The sequence below is a fragment of the Streptomyces sp. NPDC096205 genome (assembly GCF_044763135.1).
Lineage (GTDB): Bacteria > Actinomycetota > Actinomycetes > Streptomycetales > Streptomycetaceae > Streptomyces.
This window is the reverse complement of record NZ_JBIWFS010000012.1, coordinates 244,726-267,090: the sequence shown is the minus strand read 5'-3', so window position 1 is coordinate 267,090 and position 22,365 is coordinate 244,726. Positions and strand designations below refer to the sequence as shown.

Genomic DNA, 22,365 nt, shown 5'->3' with positions numbered 1-22,365 from the left:
GCTTCAGCCCTTAACCGCGCCGGTCAACATGCCCTTCTTGAAATGCCGCTGCACGAACGGCGACAACACCGCCACCGGCAACAACGCCAGCACCATGACAGCCATCTGCACCGCCAGCCCCGACAGCTCACCCGTCTTGATGGCCTGCCCCAGCCCCACCGGAGCCTCCTGCTTCTGCACGAGCTGGATCATGACGTTCTGCAGCGGCATCATGTCCTGGTCGTTGAGGTACAGAGACGCGTTGAACCACGCGCTCCAGTACCCGACGGCGTAGAACAGGGTGATGACGGCGATCACCGCACGGGACAGCGGCATGACGATCTGCCGCAGGATGCGGAAGTCCCCCGCCCCGTCGATCCGCGCGGAGTCGATCAGCTCCTGCGAGATCCCCATGAAGAACCCGCGCAGGACAAGGATGTTGAAGACGCTCACCGCGCTCGGCAGGATCAGCGCGAGGTAGGTGTCGGTCAGCCCCAGCGACTGCACCAGCAGATAGGTCGGGATGAGGCCGGCGCTGAAGAACATGGTGGCCAGCAGGACCATCAGGATCCACCGGTGCCCGAGCGACCCCGTGCGCGAGAGCCCGTACGCGCACAGCACGGACACGGTCATGGAGAACAGCGTGCCGACGAGCGTGACGAGGACGCTGATGACCGCCGCGCGCGTCACCTGTCCGCCGCTCAGCAGCTCCTGGTAGGCCACGAAGGTGATGTCCTTCGGCACCATCACCAGTCCGCCGGCCTCGTCGATCGTCCTGCGCGAGGACAGGCTGGTGACGACGACGATCCACAGCGGGAACAGGATGCCGAGGCAGGCCAGCGCCAGGATCAGCCCCTTGGCCGCCAGGCCGGCCGGTGTGGGCTTCTCCTCCCACACCGGCCGGGGCGGGGCCTGCCACCAGCGGGGCGCGGCGGCGGCCTCGACGGTGGGCTTGTCGATGACGGCGGTCACTTCTTGTACACCCCCTGCTCGCCCATGAGATGGGCGACCTTGTTCGCGACGAGGACCAGGCCGAGACTGACGACGCCCTTGATGAGCCCGGCGGCGGCCGCGTAGCCGAAGTCCTGGTTGCGGACGCCGTTCCACCACACGAAGGTGTCGAGGACCTCGGACGCCCCCGGTCCGACGGCGTCGCGCTGGAGCAGGATCTGTTCGAAGCCGACGGTGAGCGCGTCGCCCACGCGCAGGACCAGCAGCAGCGCGATCACGGGGCGCAGCGCGGGCAGCGTGACGTGCCACATGCGGCGCCAGCGGTTGGCGCCGTCCATCGCGGCGGCCTCGTACAGGTCCGTCGGCACGGCCGCCAGCGCGGCGAGGAAGACGATGATCCCCCAGCCGGCGTCCTTCCACACGGACTGCGCGGTGATCAGGTACTTGAAGGTCTCCGGGTCGGTCATGATGTCGAGGCCGTCGTATCCGTGCTGCCGCAGCAGCTGGGAGAGCAGGCCCGCGCCGCCGAACAGCTGCTGGAAGACGGCGATGACCAGCACCCAGGAGAAGAAGTGCGGCAGGTAGAGGATCGCCTGGGAGACCGCCCGCAGCCGGGGCCTGACCACGCTGTTGATCAGCAGGGCGAGCAGGATCGGGATGGGGAAGTAGAGCAGCAGTTGCAGGAAGAACAGCACCAGGGTGTTGGTGACCGCGTTCCAGAAGTCCGAGTCGTCGAAGATCCGCTGGAAGTTCTCCAGGCCCACCCAGGGGCTGTTCAGCATCGACACGACGCCGTTGTCGCTGATGTAGGGGTCGTAGTCCTGGAAGGCGACGATGTTGCCGAGGATCGGGACGTAGTTGAACAGCAGGACCAGGGCGACGGCCGGCAGGGTCATCAGGAGCAGCACGCGGTCGCGTCTGAGGCGGAGCCGCAGGCTCAGCTTCCCCGAGGATCGTTTCCGCCGGGGGCCGGTGGCGCGGTCGGGCGCCACCGGGTCCTTCTCGGTCGTTGCGGCCTCGGCCCTGCTCCGAGGCACCGTGCTGTGGGACACGGCTGTTCTCCCTTGCCTCAGTGCCAGGTCAGCCCGCCGCCGAGCCGTTCTCGTCGAGGATCTTGCGGTACCAGTCGCGCAGCTTGTCGCCGCCCTTGCTCTTCCAGTCGGAGACGGCCTGCTGCATGTCGCTGATCTTCTTGCGGCCGCGGACGATGTCGTCCTCCAGCTGCTCGAAGTTGCTGGAGAGGTTGGCGTAGCGGGAGGGCTCGGTGATCTGCATGCCGTAGAAGGAGGACTTCTTGGTGAAGGCGCCCATGCGCTGCTGCCATTCGACCTGGCCCCTGGCGACCTCGGGGAAGTCGGGGTGCGCGATGGTGGGAGCGGGGCTCGCGACCATCACGTAGGCGTTCATCACCTCGTTGTTGCCCTGGTCGGTCTTGGCGGGGACGCCGCCCTTGACGGTGTAGTGGGTGCCTTCCACGCCGTAGTTGGTCATCATGTATTCCTTGGTGCCGTACGGCGCGGCGGTGACGTTGGCGACGGCCAGCACGTCACGGATCACGGACTCCGAGGCCTTCTTGTTGACGAAGGCGAAGATGCCGGCGGGCTGTTCGGCCCACAGGGTGGGGTCGCCGCCGTCGTGGCCGAACACGTCCATGCCCCAGATCTCGAACTCGGGGTTCTGGGTGGCCTGTTCGGCGGTGCGGCCCCACCACTGCGAGATGTTCTGGGCGTAGATCAGGAACTCGCCCTTGGCGAACTTGGGGCCCGGGTCGGGGGCGTTCTTGCCGAACTGGGCGTCGGGGTGGACGACTCCGGCGGCGAAGAGCTTGCGCGACCACTCCAGCGCTTCCAGGAACTCCTCGGTCTCGACGCGGTTGATCAGCTTGCCGTCGACGAGGTTCCAGCCGAGCGGCTTCTCGCTGCCGGAGAGCACGCCGAACATCTGGAACGCGGTCCACTTCATGTCCAGGCAGGCCCAGCGCCTGGCCCGGGCGTTGGTGATGTCCTTGGCGAGGGCCAGGAACTCGTCCGCGGAACGCGGGAGTTCGTAGCCCTCCTTCTCGAAGATGTCGCGGCGGTAGAGGGGCACGATGCCGGTGACCGACGGCGCCGGCTGCGGCAGGCCCAGCAGCTTGCCGCCGAAGATGGAGCGACGCCAGGCGTCCGTCGGGATGGCCGCGAGGTTCGGGAACTCCTTGACCGCGTCACCGGAGAGGTAGGGGCCGAGGTCGGCGAACTTGCTGATGATGGCGGTGGGTATGCGGCCGTTCATGTTCCAGCCGGGGACCACGACCACGTCGGGGACCTCGCTGGAGGCGAGGACCGCGCCGAGCTTCTGCTCGTAGGTGTTGCCGTCCTGGTTCTGCCAGCGCACGTCGACGCCGATGAGGTCGTTCATGCCGCGGTAGTAGGCGTTGTCCGCCTTCGGGGGCGAGCCCCAGAACGGCGACATGATGGTGACCTCGCCGCCCTTGCCGAGCTTCTTGGGCACCGAGGTCTTCAGGCCGGCGATGTCGAGCTTGCCGGTGAAGCCGACGGCGGAGCCGTTCTTGGCGGGGATGTCCGGCACGACGACGTTGCTGGCGACGTAGGCGGGAAGGATCTTCTTGGCGTCCTTGCCGGAGGTGGTGCCGTCGCGGGAGCCGCCGTCGGAGCCGCCGCAGGCGGCGAGCAGCGGCATCCCCCCGGCCACCGCCACGGTGGCCACCGCGGTGGAGGCGAGGAAGCTTCTCCGGCTGGGGGCGGAGGAAGCGGCGTTCGGCGTCATTGCGTCAACCCTTCGTGGCGCACCAGGACACCCGGCGGTTCAGCCGTCGGCTGCGGTGTCTTCAGTGGAACTGGCTGAGCGGAAGCGGTTCTGCGGGCCTGCGGGCCCCTCTTCGTCGAAGCGCTTCGATGTTGCTGCGAGGTTAAGTGAACGCCGGAGGGCGCACAAGGGTCGATCCCAAGATTCCTGCTCGGTGCGCCGCTGCACGGGAGGTCTTACAGGGCTTGGGCAGGCGGAGTCGGTCCCGCGAGACGTCTTGACACCGGCCCCGGATCGAATGAGCATCGAAGCGCTTCGAAAGGAACTCGTCGTTCCATCCCGAGGGGAACCCCACGTGACCGCATCCACGCCGCCCGCCCTGCCGTTCCGCGATCCGCGACTGCCGTTCGCGAAGCGCGTCGACGACCTGCTGTCGCGGCTGACGCTCGACGAGAAGGTGTCGTTCCTGCACCAGTTCGTCCCCGCGGTGGAGCGGCTCGGCGTCGCCGCGTTCCGCACCGGCCAGGAGGCACTGCACGGGGTCGCCTGGATGGGCCCGGCGACGGTGTTCCCACAGGCGGTGGGGCTCGGCGCGACCTGGAACGAGGACCTCGTACGCCGGGTCGGCGAGGCCGTGTCGCAGGAGGTCAGGGCGATGCGCGCCCGCGACGAGCGAGTCGGCCTGAATGTGTGGGCGCCGGTGGTGAACCTGCTGCGCCACCCGCTGTGGGGCCGCAACGAGGAGGGCTACTCCGAGGACCCGAAGCTCACCTCCGCCATCGCCACCGCCTACACGCACGGCCTGCGCGGCACGGACCCGCTGTACTGGCGCACCGCCCCGGTGCTCAAGCACTGGCTGGCCCACAACAACGAGACCGCGCGGGACACCTCGTCGTCCTCGGTGCGTCCGCGGGTGCTGCACGAGTACGACCTGCGGGCCTTCCGTGAGACGGTCGAGGCGGGCGCGGTGGCCGGGGTGATGCCGGCCTACAACCTGGTCAACGGCCGCCCCAACCACGTCTCCCCGTATCTGCGCGAGCATCTGCGCGCCTGGACCGAGGAGGACCTGCTGGTCTGCTCGGACGCGGGCGCGCCCTCCAACCTGGTGGACTCCGAGCACTACTTCGACACCCACGAGGAGGCGACGGCGGCCTCGGTCCTGGCCGGGGTCGACAGCTTCACCGACCACGGCACGGACTCCTCGACGATCCTCGCCCGCGTGCGAGGGGCACTGGAGCAGGGCCTGCTGACCGAGGCGGACATCGACACGGCCGTACGCCGCCAGCTGTCGGTCCGTTTCCGGCTCGGCGAGTTCGACGGCCCCGACGCCTGCGACGCCCCGGGTGCCTTCGACACCCCCGGGCATCGCGACCTCGCCCGGGAAGCGGCCGAGCAGGCGATCGTGCTGCTGAAGAACGACGGCGTGCTGCCGCTCGCCCCCGACAGCCGGATCGCGGTCGTCGGTCTGCTCGCCGACGAGTGCAAGCTCGACTGGTACAGCGGCACGCTGATCCACCGCTCCACCCCGCTGGAGGGCCTGTACGAGCGGTTCGGCGCGGAGCGGGTGCAGTTCGCCGAGGGCGTGGACCGGGTGCTGCTCAAGGCGGCCGACGGGCGTTTCCTGCGGGTGCCGGAGGCCGTCGGGGTCACGGAGGACGTCCCCGGCACCGAGGGCGCCTTGGACCCGGCGCTGCTGGCCGGCCGCACCGATCTGCCGCCGCTGACGGCCGGCGCCGAGGGCACCGAACTGGCCCTGATCGACTGGGGCGAGGACGTGCTCACGCTGCGCGCGCCCGACGGCCGCTACCTCTCGGTCGCCGACGACGGCTTCCTGCGCGCCTCCGCCGACCAGCCCGGCGGCTGGATCGTGCAGGAGACGTTCCGGCTCGAACCCCATGGACAGGGCCACCTCCTCCGGCACCTGGGGACAGGGCGCCATGTGTCCGTCGCCGCCGACGGCGTGAAGGTTGCCGGGGAGTCCGCGCCGGACGGAGAGGTCTTCGAGCTGGTCGTCGTCGAGAGGGGCGAGGACGCCGTCGCCCGCGTCGCCGCCGACGCGGACGTGGTCGTGGTCGTCGCGGGCAACGACCCGCACATCAACGGCCGCGAGACCGAGGACCGTACGACGCTGCGGCTGCCCGGCCACCAGCGCCGGCTGCTGCGCGCCGCCCGCGCCGCCAACCCCCGCACGGTCCTGGCGCTGGTCTCCGCCTACCCCTACGCCCTCGAGCCGGGCCCCCTCGCGGCCGTGCTGTGGACCGCGCACGGCGGCCAGGCGGCGGGCACCGCGCTGGCCCGCGTGCTGGCCGGTGACGTCTCCCCCGCCGGGCGCCTGCCGCAGACCTGGTACGGCCGCGACGCCGACCTGCCGGACCTGTTCGACTACGACGTCATCGGCAGCCGCCAGACCTATCTGTACTTCGAGGGCGTGCCGCTGTTCCCGTTCGGCCACGGGCTGACGTACACGACGTTCGCGTACGGCGACCTGAGCGCACGCGTCTCGGCCGACAGGGTGGAGGTGTCCTTCAGCGTCACCAACACGGGCGACCGGGCCGCCGACGAGGTCGCCCAGCTGTACATCCGCGCGGCCGCCCCGTCGGTCGTCCGGCCGCGCCGGCAGCTGGTCGCGCACCGCAGGGTGACCCTGGCGCCCGGGGAGCGGACGGACCTCGAATTCACCGTGCCGCTCGCGGAGTTCGGCTTCTGGGACGTGGCCCTGGGCCGCTGGCGGGTCGAGCCGGGCCCGTACGACCTTCTGGCCGGTGCCTCCAGCGCGGACATCCGGATGCGTACGACGGTGACGCTCGACGGCGAGCCCACGGGGCCGCGCCCGGTACGCGAACGAGGCCTTCCCGCGGCCGACTTCGACGAGCAGAGCGGCACCGGGATCGTCGACCGCGGCAAGGTGTCCGGCGACGCGGTGACGGCCGTGGAAGGCGGCACGGGCGAACTCGTCTACCGCGACTGCGACTTCGGCCCCGGTGTCACCGGGGTGCGCGCCGAGGTCGCCGGCGAGGGCACCCTGGAGGTGTTCCTGGACGGCGGACCGGTGCTGGCCGTGCTGACACCGAAGTCCCCCACGTCAGGGCCGTACGACTACGTGACTCTGGACGCGGGTCTCGTCGCCCGGGGCGTCCATGACGTCCACCTCAGGCTGCGCGGTCCGCTGCGGCTCGCGCATGTCGGCTTCTACGGTTGAGGGTCCGGACGAGGCCGACAGGTAGGCCGACGGCCTGAGCCCCCGCACAGTGGGCGCACGCTAGGTGCCCTGGGATCGCGTCGCCGGACACCTTGCCGCGGTCGACGATCCAGGTGCCGCTCTGCTCGGGGTCAGGTCAGCGGTGCACAGTCTTCGCCGCTTCCTGGGACGGCGATCCGGCCGGCTTCCACCCGAACGAGGGCACCAAGCTCCGTTTCTGAGCGCGGCCGACGCGATCGCCTCAGTGGGTGGGCGGACAGTAGAGTCGGGTCTATGAGCGGTGAAAGGCGGGCGGCCGTCGACCCTACGGCCCTCGCGGTGGCGAGCGTGGCCGTTCCGCTCGAGGCGGGGATCAACCTTCCCGCCCACAACCATCCGCAGCATCAGCTGACATGGGCGCCGGGTGCCCCGTTCACGATCGAGGTCGACAACTTGCGCTGGGTGGTGGAGCGTTCGCGTGCCTTGTGGATACCCGGCGACATGGACCACGCCGTCGTCCCGCACTCGTCCTCCGAGATGCTGTCGCTGTACTTCGAACCGGACAGCTGTCCGCTGCGCTGGGAAGTGCCCACTGTGGTCGATGCCACCGGGCTGGTCGGGCCGTTGCTGTCCCATCTGGTGGAGCTCGGCACCGGAACTGGGACCGGCACCCGTACCGCGACTGGTGCCGGTACCGTCGAGCATCGTGCTCGGGTCACGGCCGTGCTGTGGGATCTGCTGAAGCCCCTGTCGGTCGCCGCGATACCGACGATCCTGCCCACCGATCCGCTGGCCCTCAGGATCGCGCTGGCCATCAAGCAGGATCCTGCCGACCCCCGTGATCTGGAGGACTGGAGCCGAGAGGTGGGCGCGTCGGTACGCACCCTCTCCCGCCGGTTCCGCGCGGAGACCGGCACCAGCTTCAGCAGCTGGCGCACGTACGAGCGGCTCAACTCGGCGTTGCCCATGCTGGGCATGGGACAGCCGGTCTCCCGGGTCGCCCATGCGGTCGGCTATGCGACCGCCAGCGCGTTCATCAACGCGTTCCGGCGCGAGATGGGCACCACTCCCGCCGCGTACTTCGGCGGAAGCGGTCCCCCCACCACGCTCACGGAGACGCCGGCTCCGACGGCCGCCGACTGACCCGGCGGCGGTCGATGGCGAAGGCGGCCCCCGCGATGGCCACGGCGGCCGCGCCGATGACCGTGCCGAGGTTCGCCAGCGCGTTCAGCGCGTCGATCGACGCGCTGTCGGCGACACGGGTCAGCGCGGGCACGGCATCGTGGAACTGCGCGGGCACGGACCCGACCACCTCATGACCGGATCCGGACCCGACCAGATCGACGAACTGGTCCTTGAGGTCCTGCGGCACCGAGCCGATCCCGGGGACCGCCGCGAGCCCGGACTCCGCCCTGTCGGTGGCGACTTGGCTGAACATCGCACCGAGCACGGCAATACCCATCGCCATGCCGACCTGTCGCAGAGTGGCGAAGGTGGCGCTCGACATGCCCGCGTTCTCCTGCGAGGCGAAGGTCAAAGACGCGGCCTGGTTGAGCGAGGTGAGCGCGCCGATGGCCAGACCACCGATGATCATGCCGGGCAGGAAGTGGGTCCAGCTGTCGTCATGACCGTAATTGCCGAGCAACCACATGCCCACGGTCACCACCGCCATCGTGCCGGTCAGCCCGATCCCGATCGGCACCCGTCTCGCGATCACGGGGGTAACGGCTGCGGCGATCATGGCGCAGGCGCTGATCGGCAGCAGCCGCAGACCCATCTCCAGCGGGGTGTACCCCTGCCCCATCAGGAACAGCGCGAGATAGGTGGCCGAGGCCATCAGCGTGGCCATGTGCGCGATCGACACGACTGCGGTGCCGGTGAAGCCGGGCTTCTTCGCCATTGAGATGTCGAAGAGCGGGTTGCCGGCCCGTGTCTGCCAGAACAGAAAGGCGGTCAGCAGTACGCCCCCACCGACGATCAGGGCGATGACCGTCCCGGACGTCCAGCCGAGTGCGTGGCTGCGCGTCAGGGCGAACACGGCGGCCACCAGACCTCCGGTGAGCAGCAGCGATCCCAGCCAGTCGGCCCGACGGTCCGGAGTGCTCGCCGTCTCGGGCAGCTTCCTCGCCGCCAGGACGATCATGGCGATTCCGATCGGTACGTTGATGAGGAAGATCGAGCGCCAGCCGAACTGGGTGACGAGACCACCGCCGATGACCGGGCCGAGGACGGTCGCGCTCGCCATCACCGCCCCGTAGACGCCGATCGCCTTCGCTCGGGCGCCCGCGTCCGGGAACGCGGCCGCCAGCAGGGGCAGCGCGGTGGCGAAGAGCATGGCGGCACCGATGCCCTGCACCACCCGCAGGACGTCGAGCGCCACGATGCTCCCCGCCATCGTCATGGCCAGTGACGAGCCGGTGAACACCGCCATGCCGATCACGTACATCCGCTTGCGGCCGTAGCGGTCACCGAGTGTGGCGAAGGTCAGCAGGACACCGGCGAGCGGGATCGAGTAGGCATCGACCACCCACTGCAGCCCGTCGATGGAGGCGTCGAAGTCGGAGCGGATGTCGGCGAGCGCGGCGGAGACGACCATCGCGTCGAGCATCAGCATGAAGATGGCGACGCAGACTATGAAAAGCACCGGCCCGGGACGGTGCGGCGAGACGTCGGTCGGCGTCGAACCGCGAGCCGTCGCGGTCTTCACTGTCGAGGGCATGGGAACTCCCTGGGGTCGGGCATGGATGTCGGATGCGGAGGAAGTGCCCGGGCCCGGGAGGTCCGCACTGATCACGCTAAATGCCCAGCAAGCAGGCGGGAAAGGGCGGTTGAGGTCAGACGATTGCGCGCAGCGGACAACTTCGATCCGGCGCGGTAGGGCGATTGCGCGTAGCGGCCACGAGGATGTGCGCACCGGCCACAAGGATGTGTGCACTGCCCAAGAGCCGGAGTGTGGCTGCTTCCTGGTGCGCGTACGGGTACGGGTACGGGGCCCGGTCACCGAGACCAGGCCCCGTCCGGTGCGCGGCCGGCCCGCGATGACGGCCCCCGCCGGTGCGGGCGGCCACCGGACGCCGCGGTATGCACGGATCTGCTCGGTGGCCGCGAGACGCTCGCCTATAGGGGTGCGCAGGCAGCCCGGCTCGCCGCCCGGCGGGCCCTGGTGCCCACCAGCCGTGTCGATCGGAGTGGCCGCCTGGGGCAGCTCGGGCGAGGGCAGGGACATGCTGGTACGCGCTGCGGGGCCGCCCGAGCGTGCCGCGGGGCAGCAGCGCCCGGCGTATCTGCGGATGCAGGGCCCCCGAGCTCTACCGCCGGGTCATGGCCAACGTTCCCGAAGTGGACCGAACCGCCGTGCAGCGCGCGGGGATCGGCCTCGACGAGCTGCGTGCCTTCCGCCGGCATGATCCGCCGGACAGGCCCCCTGCGTTGAAGCCCTTCTGCGAACGCCGCTCCACGAACCGACCACGATGACGAAGCATGACCGACAGAGGGGGTTGGCCATGGATCCGTACTTCTTGCAGGGTTCCGAGCACCGCGCGCACCGGCCGCCCTCTGCCTCTGACCAGAAGGTCCTGACCTGGTAGCTGAATGACAACCTCAGCCTCGTTCGTCCGCGGAACGACACTTGCCAATCAGCCAGAATCCGACGCTTATCGCAGGTGAGACACCCAATACAGGCCGACGGCCTGAGCCCCCGCACAGTGGGCTCAGGCCGTCGGTGTCTGCGGATCCGGCTCAGAGGGCCAGACCGGTCAGGACCAGGACGCGCTCGTAGGTGTAGTCGTCCATGGCGTACTTGACGCCCTCGCGGCCCACGCCGGACTGCTTGGCGCCGCCGTACGGCATCTGGTCGGCGCGGTAGGAGGGGACGTCGCCGACGATGACGCCGCCGACCTCCAGGGCGCGGTGGGCACGGAAGGCGGTCTGCAGGTCGTGGGTGAACACGCCCGCCTGGAGACCGAACTTGGAGTCGTTGACCGCGGCGAACGCCTCGGCCTCGCCGTCGACCTTGTGCAGGGTGAGGACCGGGCCGAAGACCTCCTCGGTGGCGAGGGTGACGCCCTCGGGTACGTCGGCGAGCACGGTCGGGGCGACGGTGGCGCCCTCGCGGGTGCCGCCGGTCAGGAGCTTGGCGCCGGCGGCGACGGCCTCGTTCACCCAGGCCTCGACGCGCTGGGCGGCGTCCTCGCTGACCAGCGGGCCGACGTCGGTGGAGTCGGCGGCCGGGTCGCCCACGCCCTGCGCCTCGACGGCCGCGACGACCTTCTCGGCCAGGCGGTCGTAGACGGAGGCGTCGGCGATCACGCGCTGCACGGAGATGCAGGACTGGCCGGCCTGGTAGTTGGAGAAGGTGGCGATCCGGGTCGCCGCCCAGTCCAGGTCCGCCTCGGAGGACCAGTCGCCGAGCACGACCGCGGCGGCGTTGCCGCCCAGCTCCAGCGTGCAGTGCTTGTGCGGCACCGACTGCTGGATGGCGTAGCCGACCTTGTCGGAGCCGGTGAAGGAGATCACCGGCAGGCGCTCGTCCTGGACCAGGGCGGGCATCGACTCGTTGAGGACCGGCAGCACGGACCAGGAACCGGCCGGCAGGTCGGTCTCGGCGAGCAGCTCACCGAGGATCAGGCCGGACAGCGGGGTGGCGGGGGCCGGCTTGAGGATGATCGGCGCGCCGACCGCGATGGCCGGGGCGATCTTGTGGGCGCACAGGTTCAGCGGGAAGTTGAACGGCGCGATGCCGAGGACCACGCCCTTGGGGAAGCGGCGGGTCAGGCCCAGACGGCCGACGCCGCCCGCGTCGGTGTCCAGGCGCTGGGCCTCGCCGCCGTTGAAGCGGCGGGCCTCCTCGGCCGCGAAGCGGAAGACGGACACGGCACGGCCGACCTCGCCGCGCGCCCACTTGATCGGCTTGCCGTTCTCGGCGGAGATCAGCTGGGCGATCTCCTCGGTGCGCTCGGCCAGCCGCTTGGAGACGTGGTCGAGGGCGGCGGCACGTACGTGGGCCGGGGTGGCGGCGAACTCGTCGAGGACCGCGTGCGCGGCGGCGACGGCCTCCTCGACCTGGGCCTCGGTCGGGACGCTGACCTTGCCGACGAGACGGCCGTCGTACGGGTTCGTCACGTCGAAGGTGTCGGTGCCGGTGGCCTGGCGGCCGGCGAGCCAGAAGGCGTGGGTGGCGGTCATTCGAGTCCCGGCCCTTCCGCGTAGAGGTGTGCTTGTCGGCTCTACCGTAGGTGGGGGGCGTGAGCGGCGGGCTTGTCCGATCCGTAGCAGTCGGGGGCCGGCATGCGCCGGTTTGGACTTCTACTCGGGTGCGGTCGCCTTCAGCGCCAGCCACAGCTCCATGCGTACGTCCGGATCGTCCAGGGAGCGGCCGAGGATCTCCTCCACGCGCCGCATCCGGTAGCGCAGGGTGTGCCGGTGCACGCCGAGGTCGGCGGCGGCCGCGTCCCACTGGCCGTGCCGGGACAGCCAGGCCCGCAGGGAGGCGACGAGGTCGCCGCGGCCGGTGGCGTCGTGGTCGTGCAGGGCCCGCAGCAGCCCGTCGGCGAACGCCTTCACGGCGTCGTCGGCGAGCAGCGGCAGCACGGACCCGGCGGCGAGCTGCTCGTGCTCGACGAGGACGCGCCCGCGGCGCCGGGCCACGCTCAGCGCCTGCTCGGCCTGCTTGTAGGCGGCCGCCGCGGCGATCGGCCCGGCGGGCGCGGACAGCCCGACGACCAACTCCTCCTCGTCCCCCGGCGCCTGGTCCCGTACGCCGCCCCGTGCGGCCTCGTGCTCGGCGGCGTACTCCAGACACGCCCCCGCAGCGGCGCCGTCGTCCGCGGCCAGCACCACCAGGCGCTCGCCCTCGGGCACCACCAGCACGGACTCGCCCGCGCGGGCGGCCGCCGACTCCACCAGCTCGGTGAGCGCGTCGAGGCGGCCCCCGGAAGGCGCCACGCTCTCGGCGACGACGATCCGGAACGGCGCGTCCAGCAGCTCCCCGTACAGGTCACCCGCGACCGCGCGGGCGTGGTCGGGTTCCCCGGCGAGCAGCATGCGCAGTACGGCCGCGCCGATGCGCTGCTCGGCGGCGTGCAGCGAGCGGGAGCGTTCGGTGGTGAGGGTGAGCAGGGCGATGGCGGAGTGGACGGCGTAGCGCTCGGCGGTGCCGAGGGCGGCGGCGGTGCCGACGGCGAGGGCGGCGCGGGGGCGGCGGCCGGTGCCGATGGAGTGCAGCTCGATCCGGTCCTCGTGCTCGGGCCCGCCCACCACGGAGCTGGCGGGCGCGGGCCGCTCGCGCAGCCGCTCCACGTCGGCGGTGAGCCGGGTGGCGCGGCGGCCCGCCCAGTCCGGCGCGGCGGCGACGACCGCGCCCGAGGCGTCGTACAGCGCGGCCCAGCCGTCGACCTGCGCGGCGAGCGCGCCGAGCAGCCCCTCGGGGCCCTCGCCGAGTGCCTGCTTGGTCAGCTCGCGCTGGGCGGCGAAGCCCGCGGTGACCGCCCGGTACTGGTCGGCGGCGATGGCGGCGGAGACGGCCTTGGTGATGGCGAGGAACGGGGTGCGGCGGGGCACCTCCAGCAGGGGCAGGCCCTCCTGAGCGCAGGCGTCGACGAGCGCCTTGGGGATCTCGTCGTAGTTGACGCCGACCGCGAACCCGAGTCCGACGACCCCCGCCCCGACCAGCCGCCGCACATAGCGCCGCATCGCCTCGGGCTCCTCGGCGTCCAGCTTCAGCGCGGTGACCAGCAGCAGCTCGCCGCCCTCCATGTAGGGCACGGGATCGGCGAGCTCACTGACATGCGCCCAGCGCACGGGCACGTCCAGACGGCCCTCGCCCGCCCGCACGGTCAGCTTGAGCGCGGAGTGGTGGACGAGCGAGGCGAGCGTGGGGGGCATGAGGCCTTCAGGTCTAGGGGGACGCGAGCGTCCAGGAGACACGAGCGATGCGCACGATCACTTGGCCGCCGTGTATGAACGACCACCTTCGATTCTGCCTCACCGTACGGTCCGGCCCCACCCGTGGACCCTCAGTTCCGCAGATCCACCAGCAACGGCGGCGCGTGCTCCCCCTTCACCGTCGTCAGCGACAGCACCGCATGCCCCGGCGGCACCGCATGCGCCAGCTCGGACGCCGACCAGCGCTCCCGCTCGACCTGGCGGACGGTGACGGCCCGCGCGGTGGGCGCCTTGCCGGTGATCACCCGGCGCAGCATGTGCACGGCCTTGCCGGCCGGGGTCTCGGCGATGATCTGCCGGTCGGTGACGTCGCGGGCCTCGGTCCACTCCTTGCCCCACACCTCGGCGAAGTCCTGGCCGTCCCAGGGGGTGAGCCCGGACAGCGCCATCCGGCAGCCGGTGGCCCCGAGCAGCGGGCCGCGCAGCGGACGCGGTACGTCGTCGAGGGTGCGCAGCGTCAGCACGACCCCGGCGTTCGCCGACCGCAGGCGCTGGATGCCGCGCACCGCCTCGGGCGTGACGACCCCGGTGGCGTCGTCCAGCACCAGACAGGCGAACAGCGACCTGTCCTCCCGTACGGTCACGCTCGCCGTGAACTGGGCCAGCACCAGCCGGGCCAGCATCCGCGAGGCGTCGGCGTGGCCGCGCTCGGGCAGGTCGACCCGGACCCGGACGGGGTGGTCGAGGGCCTTGAGGGAGAACGGCCGGGACTGGCCGGAGGTGTCGAAGAAGCCCGCGAAGGCGGGGCGGTCGAGCAGCGCGATCCGGTCCGCGAGCGCCCCGCCGGGGTCGCCCGGCTGGCCCGCCTGCCGCTCTCGCGCGTCCAGCTCTCGCAGCAGGGAGTCCTGGCCGTGCTCCCGCAGCGCCTCGCGCAGTTCGGCGAGCGGTCCGGGGTCGCCGTCCAGGAGCCGGCGCAGCTCGGGGACGCCGGGGAAGCGACCGTGCACGGCCCGGAACGGCCCGAGGAGCTGGGCGAGCACCGTGGTGGCACGGCGGACCTCGTCGAGGTCCCCGACCAGTGCCTCGGCCAGTACGGCGGCCGCCTCGTCGGGGTCGCCGGTGCCGCCGTACAGGTCGAGGTCGTGGACGGAGTCCGGGTTGCCGACGCGTACGACGACGTCGAAGGCCTCGGCCGGACCCAGCCCGGCGCCCGCCGCGCCGACCGCGACGACGGCCGTGCGCCCGGCCAGCGCCTGCAGACACAGCGACTCGGTGAGCGGCCGCGCCAGGCTCCCCGTCTTGCCGGAGCCGGCCGGGCCGACGGCGACCAGCGAGGTGCCGAGCAGATCCGGGCCGAGGCCGAGCCCGGTGCCGCGGTAGGAGTACGGGTTGCGGGGGTCGTCGGCGGTGGTGCCGAGCCGCACCTGCCCGGTGACCAGGTCGTGCCGGGCGAGCCGCGCGGGCAGGTCGCGCTCCCCGGAGGGGTGCAGACACGCCGCGGCCCCGTCCTTGAGCACGGCCCCGGTGAAGGTGGCGAGGCTGAACCGGCCGGTCCGCACGCCCTGCCAGGCCCGCGCGATCCGGGCGTGGTCCACGTCCCGCATCAGCCCCGTCCTGGCCTCGGCGGCCAGCCTCTCGGCGGCGTCGACGGCCCCGGCGGCCCGCAGCGCGGGCCATTCGGCGGGGTCCTGCTCGGGCGGCGGCGGGGGCGGGGCGGTCTCACGGCGCCTGAGGTGCGGGGCGACGAGGCGCCGCCACACCTCGCCCCAGCGGCCGAGCCGGCCCATGCCGATGACGATGCCGAGGGCGACGACGACGTACCAGGCCCAGCCGAAGACCACCCGGCTGTACGAATTGGGGTCCGTCCATGACGTCGTCATGGCGTCCAGAGGAAGCAGCCACCAGCCGCCGAGGTACCCGTTCCACAGCAGCGACCAGATCAGCCAGCCCACCAGCAGCGCGATGACCGCCCCGCCGAGCAGCTGCCGGGCCGGGATCTCCTCGGGCTCCTGCGCCGAGCGCGGCTTGTGCCCGAACCGCCACACCCCCGGCGCCGCCTCCGGCCTGGGCGTCCGCAGCCAGGTCAGGAACGCCGACCCGTCCGGCCTGGGCGGTACCGCCGGCATCGGCGGGGGCCCCGCCGGACGCGGCACCGGGTTCGCCTGTGTGCCCCGTGCGTCCTGCGTGCCGTCGCCGTTCATCGCCCTTGCCCCCTGGCCAGCCGCTCGGTCCATCATCAGCGGTCAATCTAACGCCCTCCCAGGGGGAGTTCACCGGTACGCGCCAGGCGTCGCCGCCGGGCTCGTGCGCGGGGCTATGTCCATGACGGACAACGGGCGGCCGCGAAAACGCCCACATGGAGCATGCCCACCCCTGCGCACCGGGCCTAGCCTGCGACAAAAGAAGGAAAGCGTCCTCAAGACGTCCGTAAGACCTCGTACGACGTTCGTCAGACGTCCGTAAGACCCCACAGGAGCCCTCATGACCGCTGTTCCGCAGGAGCGCCGCGTCGTCACCGCCATCCCCGGCCCGAAGTCGCAGGAGCTGCAGGCCCGCCGCCTCGCCGCGGTGGCGCAGGGCGTGGGCTCGGTGCTGCCCGTGTTCACCGCGCGCGCGGGCGGCGGCATCATCGAGGACGTCGACGGCAACCGCCTGATCGACTTCGGCTCCGGCATCGCCGTGACCTCCGTCGGCGCCTCCGCCGAGGCCGTCGTGCGCCGCGCGAGCGCCCAGCTCGCCGACTTCACCCACACCTGTTTCATGGTCACCCCCTACGAGGGCTACGTGGAGGTCGCCGAGGCCCTCGCCGAGCTCACCCCGGGTGACCACGCCAAGAAGACCGCGCTGTTCAACTCCGGCGCCGAGGCCGTCGAGAACGCCGTCAAGATCGCGCGTGCGTACACCAAGCGCCAGGCCGTCGTCGTCTTCGACCACGGCTACCACGGCCGTACGAACCTGACGATGGCGCTGACCGCGAAGAACATGCCGTACAAGCACGGCTTCGGTCCGTTCGCGCCCGAGGTCTACCGCGTGCCGGTGGCGTACGGCTACCGCTGGCCGACCGGCCCGGAGAACGCGGGCCCCGAGGCCGCCAAGCAGGCCATCGACCAGATCAGCAAGCAGGTCGGCGCCGAGAACGTCGCCGCGATCATCATCGAGCCGGTCCTCGGCGAGGGCGGCTTCATCGAGCCGGCCAAGGGCTTCCTGCCGGAGATCGTGAAGTTCGCGAACGACAACGGCATCGTCTTCGTCGCGGACGAGATCCAGTCCGGCTTCTGCCGCACCGGCCAGTGGTTCGCCTGCGAGGACGAGGGCATCGTCCCGGACCTGATCACCACCGCCAAGGGCATCGCCGGCGGTCTGCCGCTGGCCGCGGTGACCGGCCGCGCCGAGATCATGGACGCCGCCCACGCCGGTGGCCTGGGTGGCACCTACGGCGGCAACCCGGTCGCCTGCGCCGGTGCGCTCGGCTCCATCGAGACGATGAAGGAGCTGGACCTCAACGCCAAGGCGAAGAACATCGAGGCGATCATGAAGGCGCGCCTCGGTGCCATGGCCGAGAAGTTCGACATCATCGGCGACATCCGTGGCCGTGGCGCCATGATCGCCATCGAGCTGGTCAAGGACCGCACCACCAAGGAGCCGAACCCGGAGGCGACCGCCGCGCTGGCCAAGGCCTGCCACGCCGAGGGCCTGCTGGTCCTGACCTGTGGCACCTACGGCAACGTGCTGCGCTTCCTGCCGCCGCTGGTCATCGGCGAGGACCTGCTGAACGAGGGTCTGGACATCATCGAGCAGGCGTTCTCGCGCATCTGAGCGACTGGTCCGCACCTCTGACGGCCGCCTGCGGCAGACGTGTGAAGAAGGTGTGGGGGGTGGATGGCAGGATGCTGTTCCTGCTGTCCAGCCCCCACCTCCTGTCGTAGGTTCTTCCCAGATGAGAGATACACCCCGCTCGCAGGGTCCTGCGGGCGAACCCAGGCCGGGGCCTCCCCAGCTTCGACCTGGTCGTGCCCTCGCGCACACACACGGAGCCTCTGGCTCCGGATCTCCTCACCGATCGGACGGTCGCTCGCCCCAGACCCCCCGGGGCGCGCGACATTCCGATCAGTTCGGCCGTCCCGGAACCACCCCCCCTGTTCCGGGACGGCCGACCTTTTTCCTCCTCCTGCTTCTGTTTCTCCTGCCCGTGCTCCTCTTCGCGCTGAGCACCTGGCAGGTCGTCGCCGACGGGCCGCTGCTGCGCCTGGACGAACGCCTCAGCCGTGCCCTGGTCCACCCGGACCGCGCCTCGGAGCTGCTCGCCGACCTCGGGAGCGTGCCCGTGGCCGTCCCGGTGCTGGCGGTGGCCGCCGTGTACGCGGCCCGGCGCGCGCGTGGCTCCGGTACGGACCGCCCGTGGCTGCCGTTCGTCGCCGCGGGCGTTCTGATGACCCTGGTCCCGGCGATCGTCGTCCCCGTCAAGGAGCTGACCGACCGCCCCGGCACCTCGGCCATGCCGCCCGGCACCGGCTACTTCCCGTCCGGCCACACAGCCACGGCCGCCGTCGCCTACGGGACGGCGGCCCTGCTGCTCCTGCCGTGGCTCACGCGCGCGTACGCCCGCCGGACGGTGATCGCGCTCGCGGCCGTCCTCGTCCTCGGCACCTCGTACGGCCTCGTCCGGCGCGGCTACCACTGGCCGCTGGACGTGGTGGCGAGCTGGTGCCTGTCGACGGTGCTGCTGACCGTGTACGTCGGCCTCGTCCTCGTCCTCAGCCGAAGTAGCCGTCGAAGGTTCGCTGGAACTCCCCGTTCGCGTACCGGTCCCAGTTGACCGACCACGTCATCAGGCCGCGCAGCGCCGGCCAGGTGCCGTGGGTGGCGTACGAGCCGCAGTTCAGCCTCTTCGTCAGGCAGTCGAGGGTCTTCACGACCTCGGCGGGAGCCACGTGTCCGTTGCCCGCGTTCACCGAGGCCGGCATGCCGATGGCGACCTGGTCGGGACGCAGCGGCGGGAAGACGTTGTTCGGGTCACCGGCGACCGGGAAGCCGGTGAGGAGCATGTCGGTCATGGCGATGTGGAAGTCGGCGCCGCCCATGGAGTGGTACTGGTTGTCCAGGCCCATGATCGGACCGGAGTTGTAGTCCTGGACGTGCAGCAGTGTCAGGTCGTCGCGCAGCGCGTGGATCACCGGGAGGTACGCCCCCGCGCGCGGGTCCTGGCCGCCCCACTTGCCGGTGCCGTAGTACTGGTACCCGAGCTGCACGAAGAACGTCTCCGGGGCCGTGCTGAGGACGAACTTCGAGCCGTACTTGGCCTTCAGGGTCTTCAGGGCGGAGATCAGGTTGACGATCACCGGGGTCCTCGGGTTCCTGAAGTCGGTGTCGTCGGCGTTCAGGGACAGCGAGTGGCCCTCGAAGTCGATGTCCAGGCCGTCGAGGCCGTACTCGTCGATGATCTTCGAGACGGACGCCACGAAGGTGTCGCGGGCGGCGGTCGTGGTGAGCTGCACCTGGCCGTTCTGGCCGCCGATGGAGATCAGCACCTTCTTGCCTGCGGCCTGCTTGGCCCTGATCGCGGCCTTGAAGTCGGCGTCGCTCTCCACGTTCGGGCACTCGGTGACCGGGCAGCGGTCGAACCGTATGTCGCCGGAGGTGACGGAGGTGGGTTCGCCGAAGGCGAGGTCGATGACGTCCCAGCTGTCGGGTACGTCGGCCAGGCGGGTGTAGCCGGAGCCGTTGGCGAAGGTGGTGTGGAGGTAGCCGACCAGGGCGTGGGGCGGCAGGTCCGAGGAACCTCCGCCGCCCGGGGCGGTCGTGGCGGTGACGGTCGCCGAACGCGCGGACTCCCCGGCGTCGTTGACGGCCGTGACCTGGAACGCGTAGGCGGTGGACGGTGTCAGGCCGGTGACCGTGGCCGAGGTGCCGGTGACCGTCTGGACTTTCGCGCCGTCGCGGTAGACCGCGTAGCTCGTGGCGCCGGTGACGGCCGTCCAGGACAGGGCGATGCCGGAGGAGGTGATCGTGCCGGTGCGCAGGCCGGTCGGGGCCGCGGGCGGCTGGGTCGGGGTCGCTCCGGGGCCCGTGAGGGAGATGTCGTCGGCGTGGTACGCGCCGGTGCCGTACCAGCCGTGGGTGTAGATCGTGACGCGCGTGGTGGACGGGCCGGTGCGGAACGTGGTCGTCAACTTCTGCCAGTCGGGGGCGGACTGGGTCCAGGCCGAGACGTCCGTCGTGCCGGTGCCGCTCGCGCCGAGGTACACGTACGCGCCGCGGACGTGGCCGGACAGCGTGTACTGCGCGTCCGGCTGCACGGTCACCGTCTGGGCGCAGCGGGCGTTGTCGCTGCCGGCCGGGGTCGCCTGCAGCGCGCGTGTGCCGCTGTGCACGGGTGAGGTGACGGTCGTACCCGCTGTGCAGGTCCAGCCGTCGAGACCGGCCTCGAAGCCGCCGTTGCGAGCCAGGTCCGCGTCGGCCGCACGGGCGGCCGACGAGAGCGCGGTGATACCGGGTACGGCCAGTGCCGTCGCCGCGAGGAGAGCGACCAAGGGTCTGGTGCGGTCCACAAGTGCCTCCGGACATGGGGGATATGGGGAGGGGTGGAGCGCGCCCAGCTTGGTCCAGACCAATTGAGTGGTCAAGACCTCCGGCGGCTACCCGTCCCTGTCCCCCTCCTCCCTCGCCAGCCCCGCCGCCGCCTCGTGCATCGCCAGTTCCAGCAACGCCGGGTCGGTGAGCGTGCCCGAGCCGTCCGGCGGCACCAGCCAGCGCACCCCGCCGGTGGCGCGGCCCGGGTAGGGCACCACGATCCAGGTGCCGGCGCCGGCCGTGCGGATGCCCGTGCCGACCCAGCGGGCGGCCGTGCCCGGCGGCACCAGGAAGCCCATGCGGTTGTCGCCGAAGTCGACCAGGACCGGGCCCGGTTGGTCGAGGATGCGGGTCAGCACGTCGAGGGTGGGATAGCCCAGCTCGCCAGGCAGGATCAGCACGTCCCAGGCCTTGCCCGCGGGCAGCAGGGCGACCCCCATGGGGCTGCGTTCCCACTCCCAGCGGCAGGCGTCGGGGTCGGGTGCCACGGACGCCAGCCACTCCACCGCAGTCTTCGCGCCAGCCATGAAAAGACCTCCCTCTCGCTCGGGGACGCGGGTCGCGTCAGGGAGTGAGAGGGAGGTCCGGGCCGAGCATTACGCGACTTCGGGCACCTTTCTTACAAAACCTCAGCTGTCGAAGCCCAGCCCCAGCCGGTCCATCGTCCGCAGCCACAGATTCCGCCGCCCGCCATGGGCGTCCGCGCGGGCCAGCGACCACTTGGTCAGGGCGATACCGGTCCAGGCGAACGGCTCGGGCGGGAACGGCAGCGGCTTGCGCCGCACCATCTCCAGCTCCGTCCGCTCGGTCCGCTCCCCCGCCAGCAGGTCCAGCATCACATCGGCGCCGAAGCGGGTCGCGCCCACCCCGAGACCGGTGAAGCCCGCCGCGTACGCCACCTTGCCCTGGTGGGCCGTGCCGAAGAACGCCGAGAAGCGCGAGCAGGTGTCGATGGCCCCGCCCCACGTGTGCGTGAAGCGCAGGCCCTCCAGCTGCGGGAAGCAGGTGAAGAAGTGCTCGGCCAGCTTGGCGTAGGTCTCCGGCCGGTCGTCGTACTCGGCGCGCACCCGGCCGCCGTAGGGGTAGACCGCGTCGTAACCGCCCCACAGGATGCGGTTGTCGGCGCTGAGCCGGAAGTAGTGGAACTGGTTGGCGCTGTCCCCGAGCCCCTGCCGGCCCCGCCAGCCCACCGAGGCGAGCTGCTCCTCACTGAGCGGCTCGGTCATCAGGGCGTAGTCGTAGACCGGCACGGTGTACGCCCGCACCCGCTTGACCAGGTTGGGGAAGATGTTCGTGCCGAGGGCGACCTGGCGGGCGCGGACCTGCCCGTAGGGGGTGGTGACCGCCATGCCGGCGCCGTACGGCTTCAACGTCAGGGCGGGCGTGTGCTCGTACACCCGTACGCCGAGCTCGACGCAGGCTCGCTTGAGGCCCCACACCAGCTTGGCCGGGTTGAGCATGGCCACGCCCCGGCGGTCGTACAGGCCCGCCTGGAAGGTGGGCGAGTTCACCTGCTCGCGCACCGCGTCGGCGTCCAGGAACTCGACGCCGTCGGCGAGGCCCTCCCGCTCCATCTCCTCGTACCAGTCGCGCAGTTCCCACGCCTGGTACGTCTCGGTGGCCACGTCGATCTCGCCGGTGCGCTCGAAGTCGCAGTCCAGGGAGTGGCGGGCGACCGCCTTCTCGATCTCGTCGAGATTGCGGGCGCCCAGCTCCTCCAACTTGTGGATCTCGTCCGGCCAGCGGGTGAGCCCGTTGGGCAGACCGTGGGTGAGGGAGGCGGCACAGAAGCCGCCGTTGCGGCCCGAGGCGGCCCAGCCCACCTCGCGGCCCTCCAGCAGTACGACGTCCCGCTGCGGGTCGCGCTCCTTGGCGAGCAGCGCGGTCCACAGCCCGCTGTAGCCGCCGCCCACGACCAGCAGGTCGCAGGTCTCGGCTCCGGTGAGGGCGGGCTCGGGGCGGGGCCTGCCGGGGTCGTCCAGCCAGTACGGGACCGGCTGGGCGTCGGAAAGTGCCTTTGTCCAACGGCTCATGGCGCTTGGGGCCATGATTTTCAACTC

At 71.3% G+C, this 22,365-nt stretch carries 14 protein-coding genes; 4 read left to right on the top strand and 10 right to left on the bottom strand.

All coding sequences use genetic code 11. The annotated features are described in order from the left end of the window. Positions 1 to 3 precede the first annotated feature (3 nt). The 3 genes from ACIQ6Y_RS36915 to ACIQ6Y_RS36905 are packed head-to-tail and all read right to left on the bottom strand — an operon-like array spanning position 4 to position 3,696. Complete coding sequence (locus tag ACIQ6Y_RS36915; RefSeq protein ID WP_404046544.1) at positions 4 to 951, bottom strand: carbohydrate ABC transporter permease; 948 nt, start codon at positions 949 to 951, stop codon at positions 4 to 6. Further along, positions 948 to 1,982, bottom strand: coding sequence for an ABC transporter permease (locus ACIQ6Y_RS36910; RefSeq protein ID WP_404046542.1), 1,035 nt, complete (start codon positions 1,980 to 1,982; stop codon positions 948 to 950). Before ACIQ6Y_RS36910 ends, ACIQ6Y_RS36915 begins: the two co-directional genes overlap by 4 nt. Positions 1,983 to 2,010: 28 nt before the next feature. After that, entirely contained in the window at positions 2,011 to 3,696 is a 1,686-nt protein-coding gene (locus ACIQ6Y_RS36905; RefSeq protein ID WP_404046539.1) for an extracellular solute-binding protein, read from the bottom strand. A gap of 334 nt (positions 3,697 to 4,030) precedes the next feature. Between ACIQ6Y_RS36905 and ACIQ6Y_RS36900 the strand changes: the two genes are divergently transcribed. After that, positions 4,031 to 6,874 (top strand): glycoside hydrolase family 3 C-terminal domain-containing protein, encoded by a 2,844-nt coding sequence (locus tag ACIQ6Y_RS36900; protein WP_404046536.1) that lies wholly within the window; start codon positions 4,031 to 4,033, stop codon positions 6,872 to 6,874. A gap of 273 nt (positions 6,875 to 7,147) precedes the next feature. Next, complete coding sequence (locus ACIQ6Y_RS36895; RefSeq protein ID WP_404046533.1) at positions 7,148 to 7,996, top strand: AraC family transcriptional regulator; 849 nt, start codon at positions 7,148 to 7,150, stop codon at positions 7,994 to 7,996. Here the strand turns inward: ACIQ6Y_RS36895 and ACIQ6Y_RS36890 are convergent. From ACIQ6Y_RS36890 to ACIQ6Y_RS36875, 4 genes are all read right to left on the bottom strand, one after another. Beyond that, on the bottom strand, positions 7,962 to 9,572 hold the full coding sequence (locus tag ACIQ6Y_RS36890) for an MFS transporter (RefSeq protein ID WP_404046531.1): 1,611 nt from the start codon (positions 9,570 to 9,572) through the stop codon (positions 7,962 to 7,964). The two genes, ACIQ6Y_RS36895 and ACIQ6Y_RS36890, sit on opposite strands and share 35 nt — an antisense overlap. A 1,019-nt stretch (positions 9,573 to 10,591) precedes the next feature. Next, the gene (locus ACIQ6Y_RS36885; protein WP_404046528.1) at positions 10,592 to 12,037 is read right to left on the bottom strand and encodes an aldehyde dehydrogenase family protein; all 1,446 of its coding nucleotides are present in this window, start codon (positions 12,035 to 12,037) and stop codon (positions 10,592 to 10,594) included. A gap of 120 nt (positions 12,038 to 12,157) precedes the next feature. Beyond that, a complete protein-coding gene (locus ACIQ6Y_RS36880; RefSeq protein WP_404046525.1) occupies positions 12,158 to 13,735 on the bottom strand; it encodes a PucR family transcriptional regulator in 1,578 nt (525 codons plus the stop codon). A 131-nt stretch (positions 13,736 to 13,866) separates the two neighbouring features. Then, entirely contained in the window at positions 13,867 to 15,936 is a 2,070-nt protein-coding gene (locus ACIQ6Y_RS36875; RefSeq protein WP_404046523.1) for an ATP-binding protein, read from the bottom strand. 280 nt (positions 15,937 to 16,216) lie between these two features. Between ACIQ6Y_RS36875 and gabT the strand changes: the two genes are divergently transcribed. Both gabT and ACIQ6Y_RS36865 read left to right on the top strand, forming a co-directional pair. After that, positions 16,217 to 17,551, top strand: coding sequence for a 4-aminobutyrate--2-oxoglutarate transaminase (gene gabT / locus ACIQ6Y_RS36870; protein ID WP_404046520.1), 1,335 nt, complete (start codon positions 16,217 to 16,219; stop codon positions 17,549 to 17,551). Positions 17,552 to 17,924: 373 nt separating this feature from the next. Further along, a complete protein-coding gene (locus ACIQ6Y_RS36865; RefSeq protein ID WP_404046517.1) occupies positions 17,925 to 18,551 on the top strand; it encodes a phosphatase PAP2 family protein in 627 nt (208 codons plus the stop codon). Here the strand turns inward: ACIQ6Y_RS36865 and ACIQ6Y_RS36860 are convergent. From ACIQ6Y_RS36860 to ACIQ6Y_RS36850, 3 genes are all read right to left on the bottom strand, one after another. Continuing rightward, a complete protein-coding gene (locus ACIQ6Y_RS36860; protein WP_404046515.1) occupies positions 18,490 to 20,283 on the bottom strand; it encodes a chitinase in 1,794 nt (597 codons plus the stop codon). The two genes, ACIQ6Y_RS36865 and ACIQ6Y_RS36860, sit on opposite strands and share 62 nt — an antisense overlap. Positions 20,284 to 20,370: 87 nt before the next feature. After that, positions 20,371 to 20,832: a hypothetical protein gene (locus tag ACIQ6Y_RS36855; protein ID WP_404046513.1), complete on the bottom strand. Its 462-nt coding sequence runs from the start codon at positions 20,830 to 20,832 to the stop codon at positions 20,371 to 20,373. A gap of 102 nt (positions 20,833 to 20,934) precedes the next feature. Further along, complete coding sequence (locus ACIQ6Y_RS36850; protein WP_404046511.1) at positions 20,935 to 22,353, bottom strand: NAD(P)/FAD-dependent oxidoreductase; 1,419 nt, start codon at positions 22,351 to 22,353, stop codon at positions 20,935 to 20,937. Between the last annotated feature and the right edge of the window lie 12 nt (positions 22,354 to 22,365).

Bases quoted from the DNA above. Each gene is read 5' to 3' on its own strand.
- ACIQ6Y_RS36850 (WP_404046511.1), bottom strand. From the start codon at position 22,353: ATGGCCCCAAGCGCCATGAGCCGTTGGACAAAGGCACTTTCCGACGCC.
- ACIQ6Y_RS36875 (WP_404046523.1), bottom strand. From the start codon at position 15,936: ATGAACGGCGACGGCACGCAGGACGCACGGGGCACACAGGCGAACCCG.
- ACIQ6Y_RS36855 (WP_404046513.1), bottom strand. From the start codon at position 20,832: ATGGCTGGCGCGAAGACTGCGGTGGAGTGGCTGGCGTCCGTGGCACCC.
- ACIQ6Y_RS36885 (WP_404046528.1), bottom strand. From the start codon at position 12,037: ATGACCGCCACCCACGCCTTCTGGCTCGCCGGCCGCCAGGCCACCGGC.
- ACIQ6Y_RS36905 (WP_404046539.1), bottom strand. From the start codon at position 3,696: ATGACGCCGAACGCCGCTTCCTCCGCCCCCAGCCGGAGAAGCTTCCTC.
- ACIQ6Y_RS36890 (WP_404046531.1), bottom strand. From the start codon at position 9,572: ATGCCCTCGACAGTGAAGACCGCGACGGCTCGCGGTTCGACGCCGACC.
- gabT (WP_404046520.1), top strand. From the start codon at position 16,217: ATGACCGCTGTTCCGCAGGAGCGCCGCGTCGTCACCGCCATCCCCGGC.
- ACIQ6Y_RS36895 (WP_404046533.1), top strand. From the start codon at position 7,148: ATGAGCGGTGAAAGGCGGGCGGCCGTCGACCCTACGGCCCTCGCGGTG.
- ACIQ6Y_RS36880 (WP_404046525.1), bottom strand. From the start codon at position 13,735: ATGCCCCCCACGCTCGCCTCGCTCGTCCACCACTCCGCGCTCAAGCTG.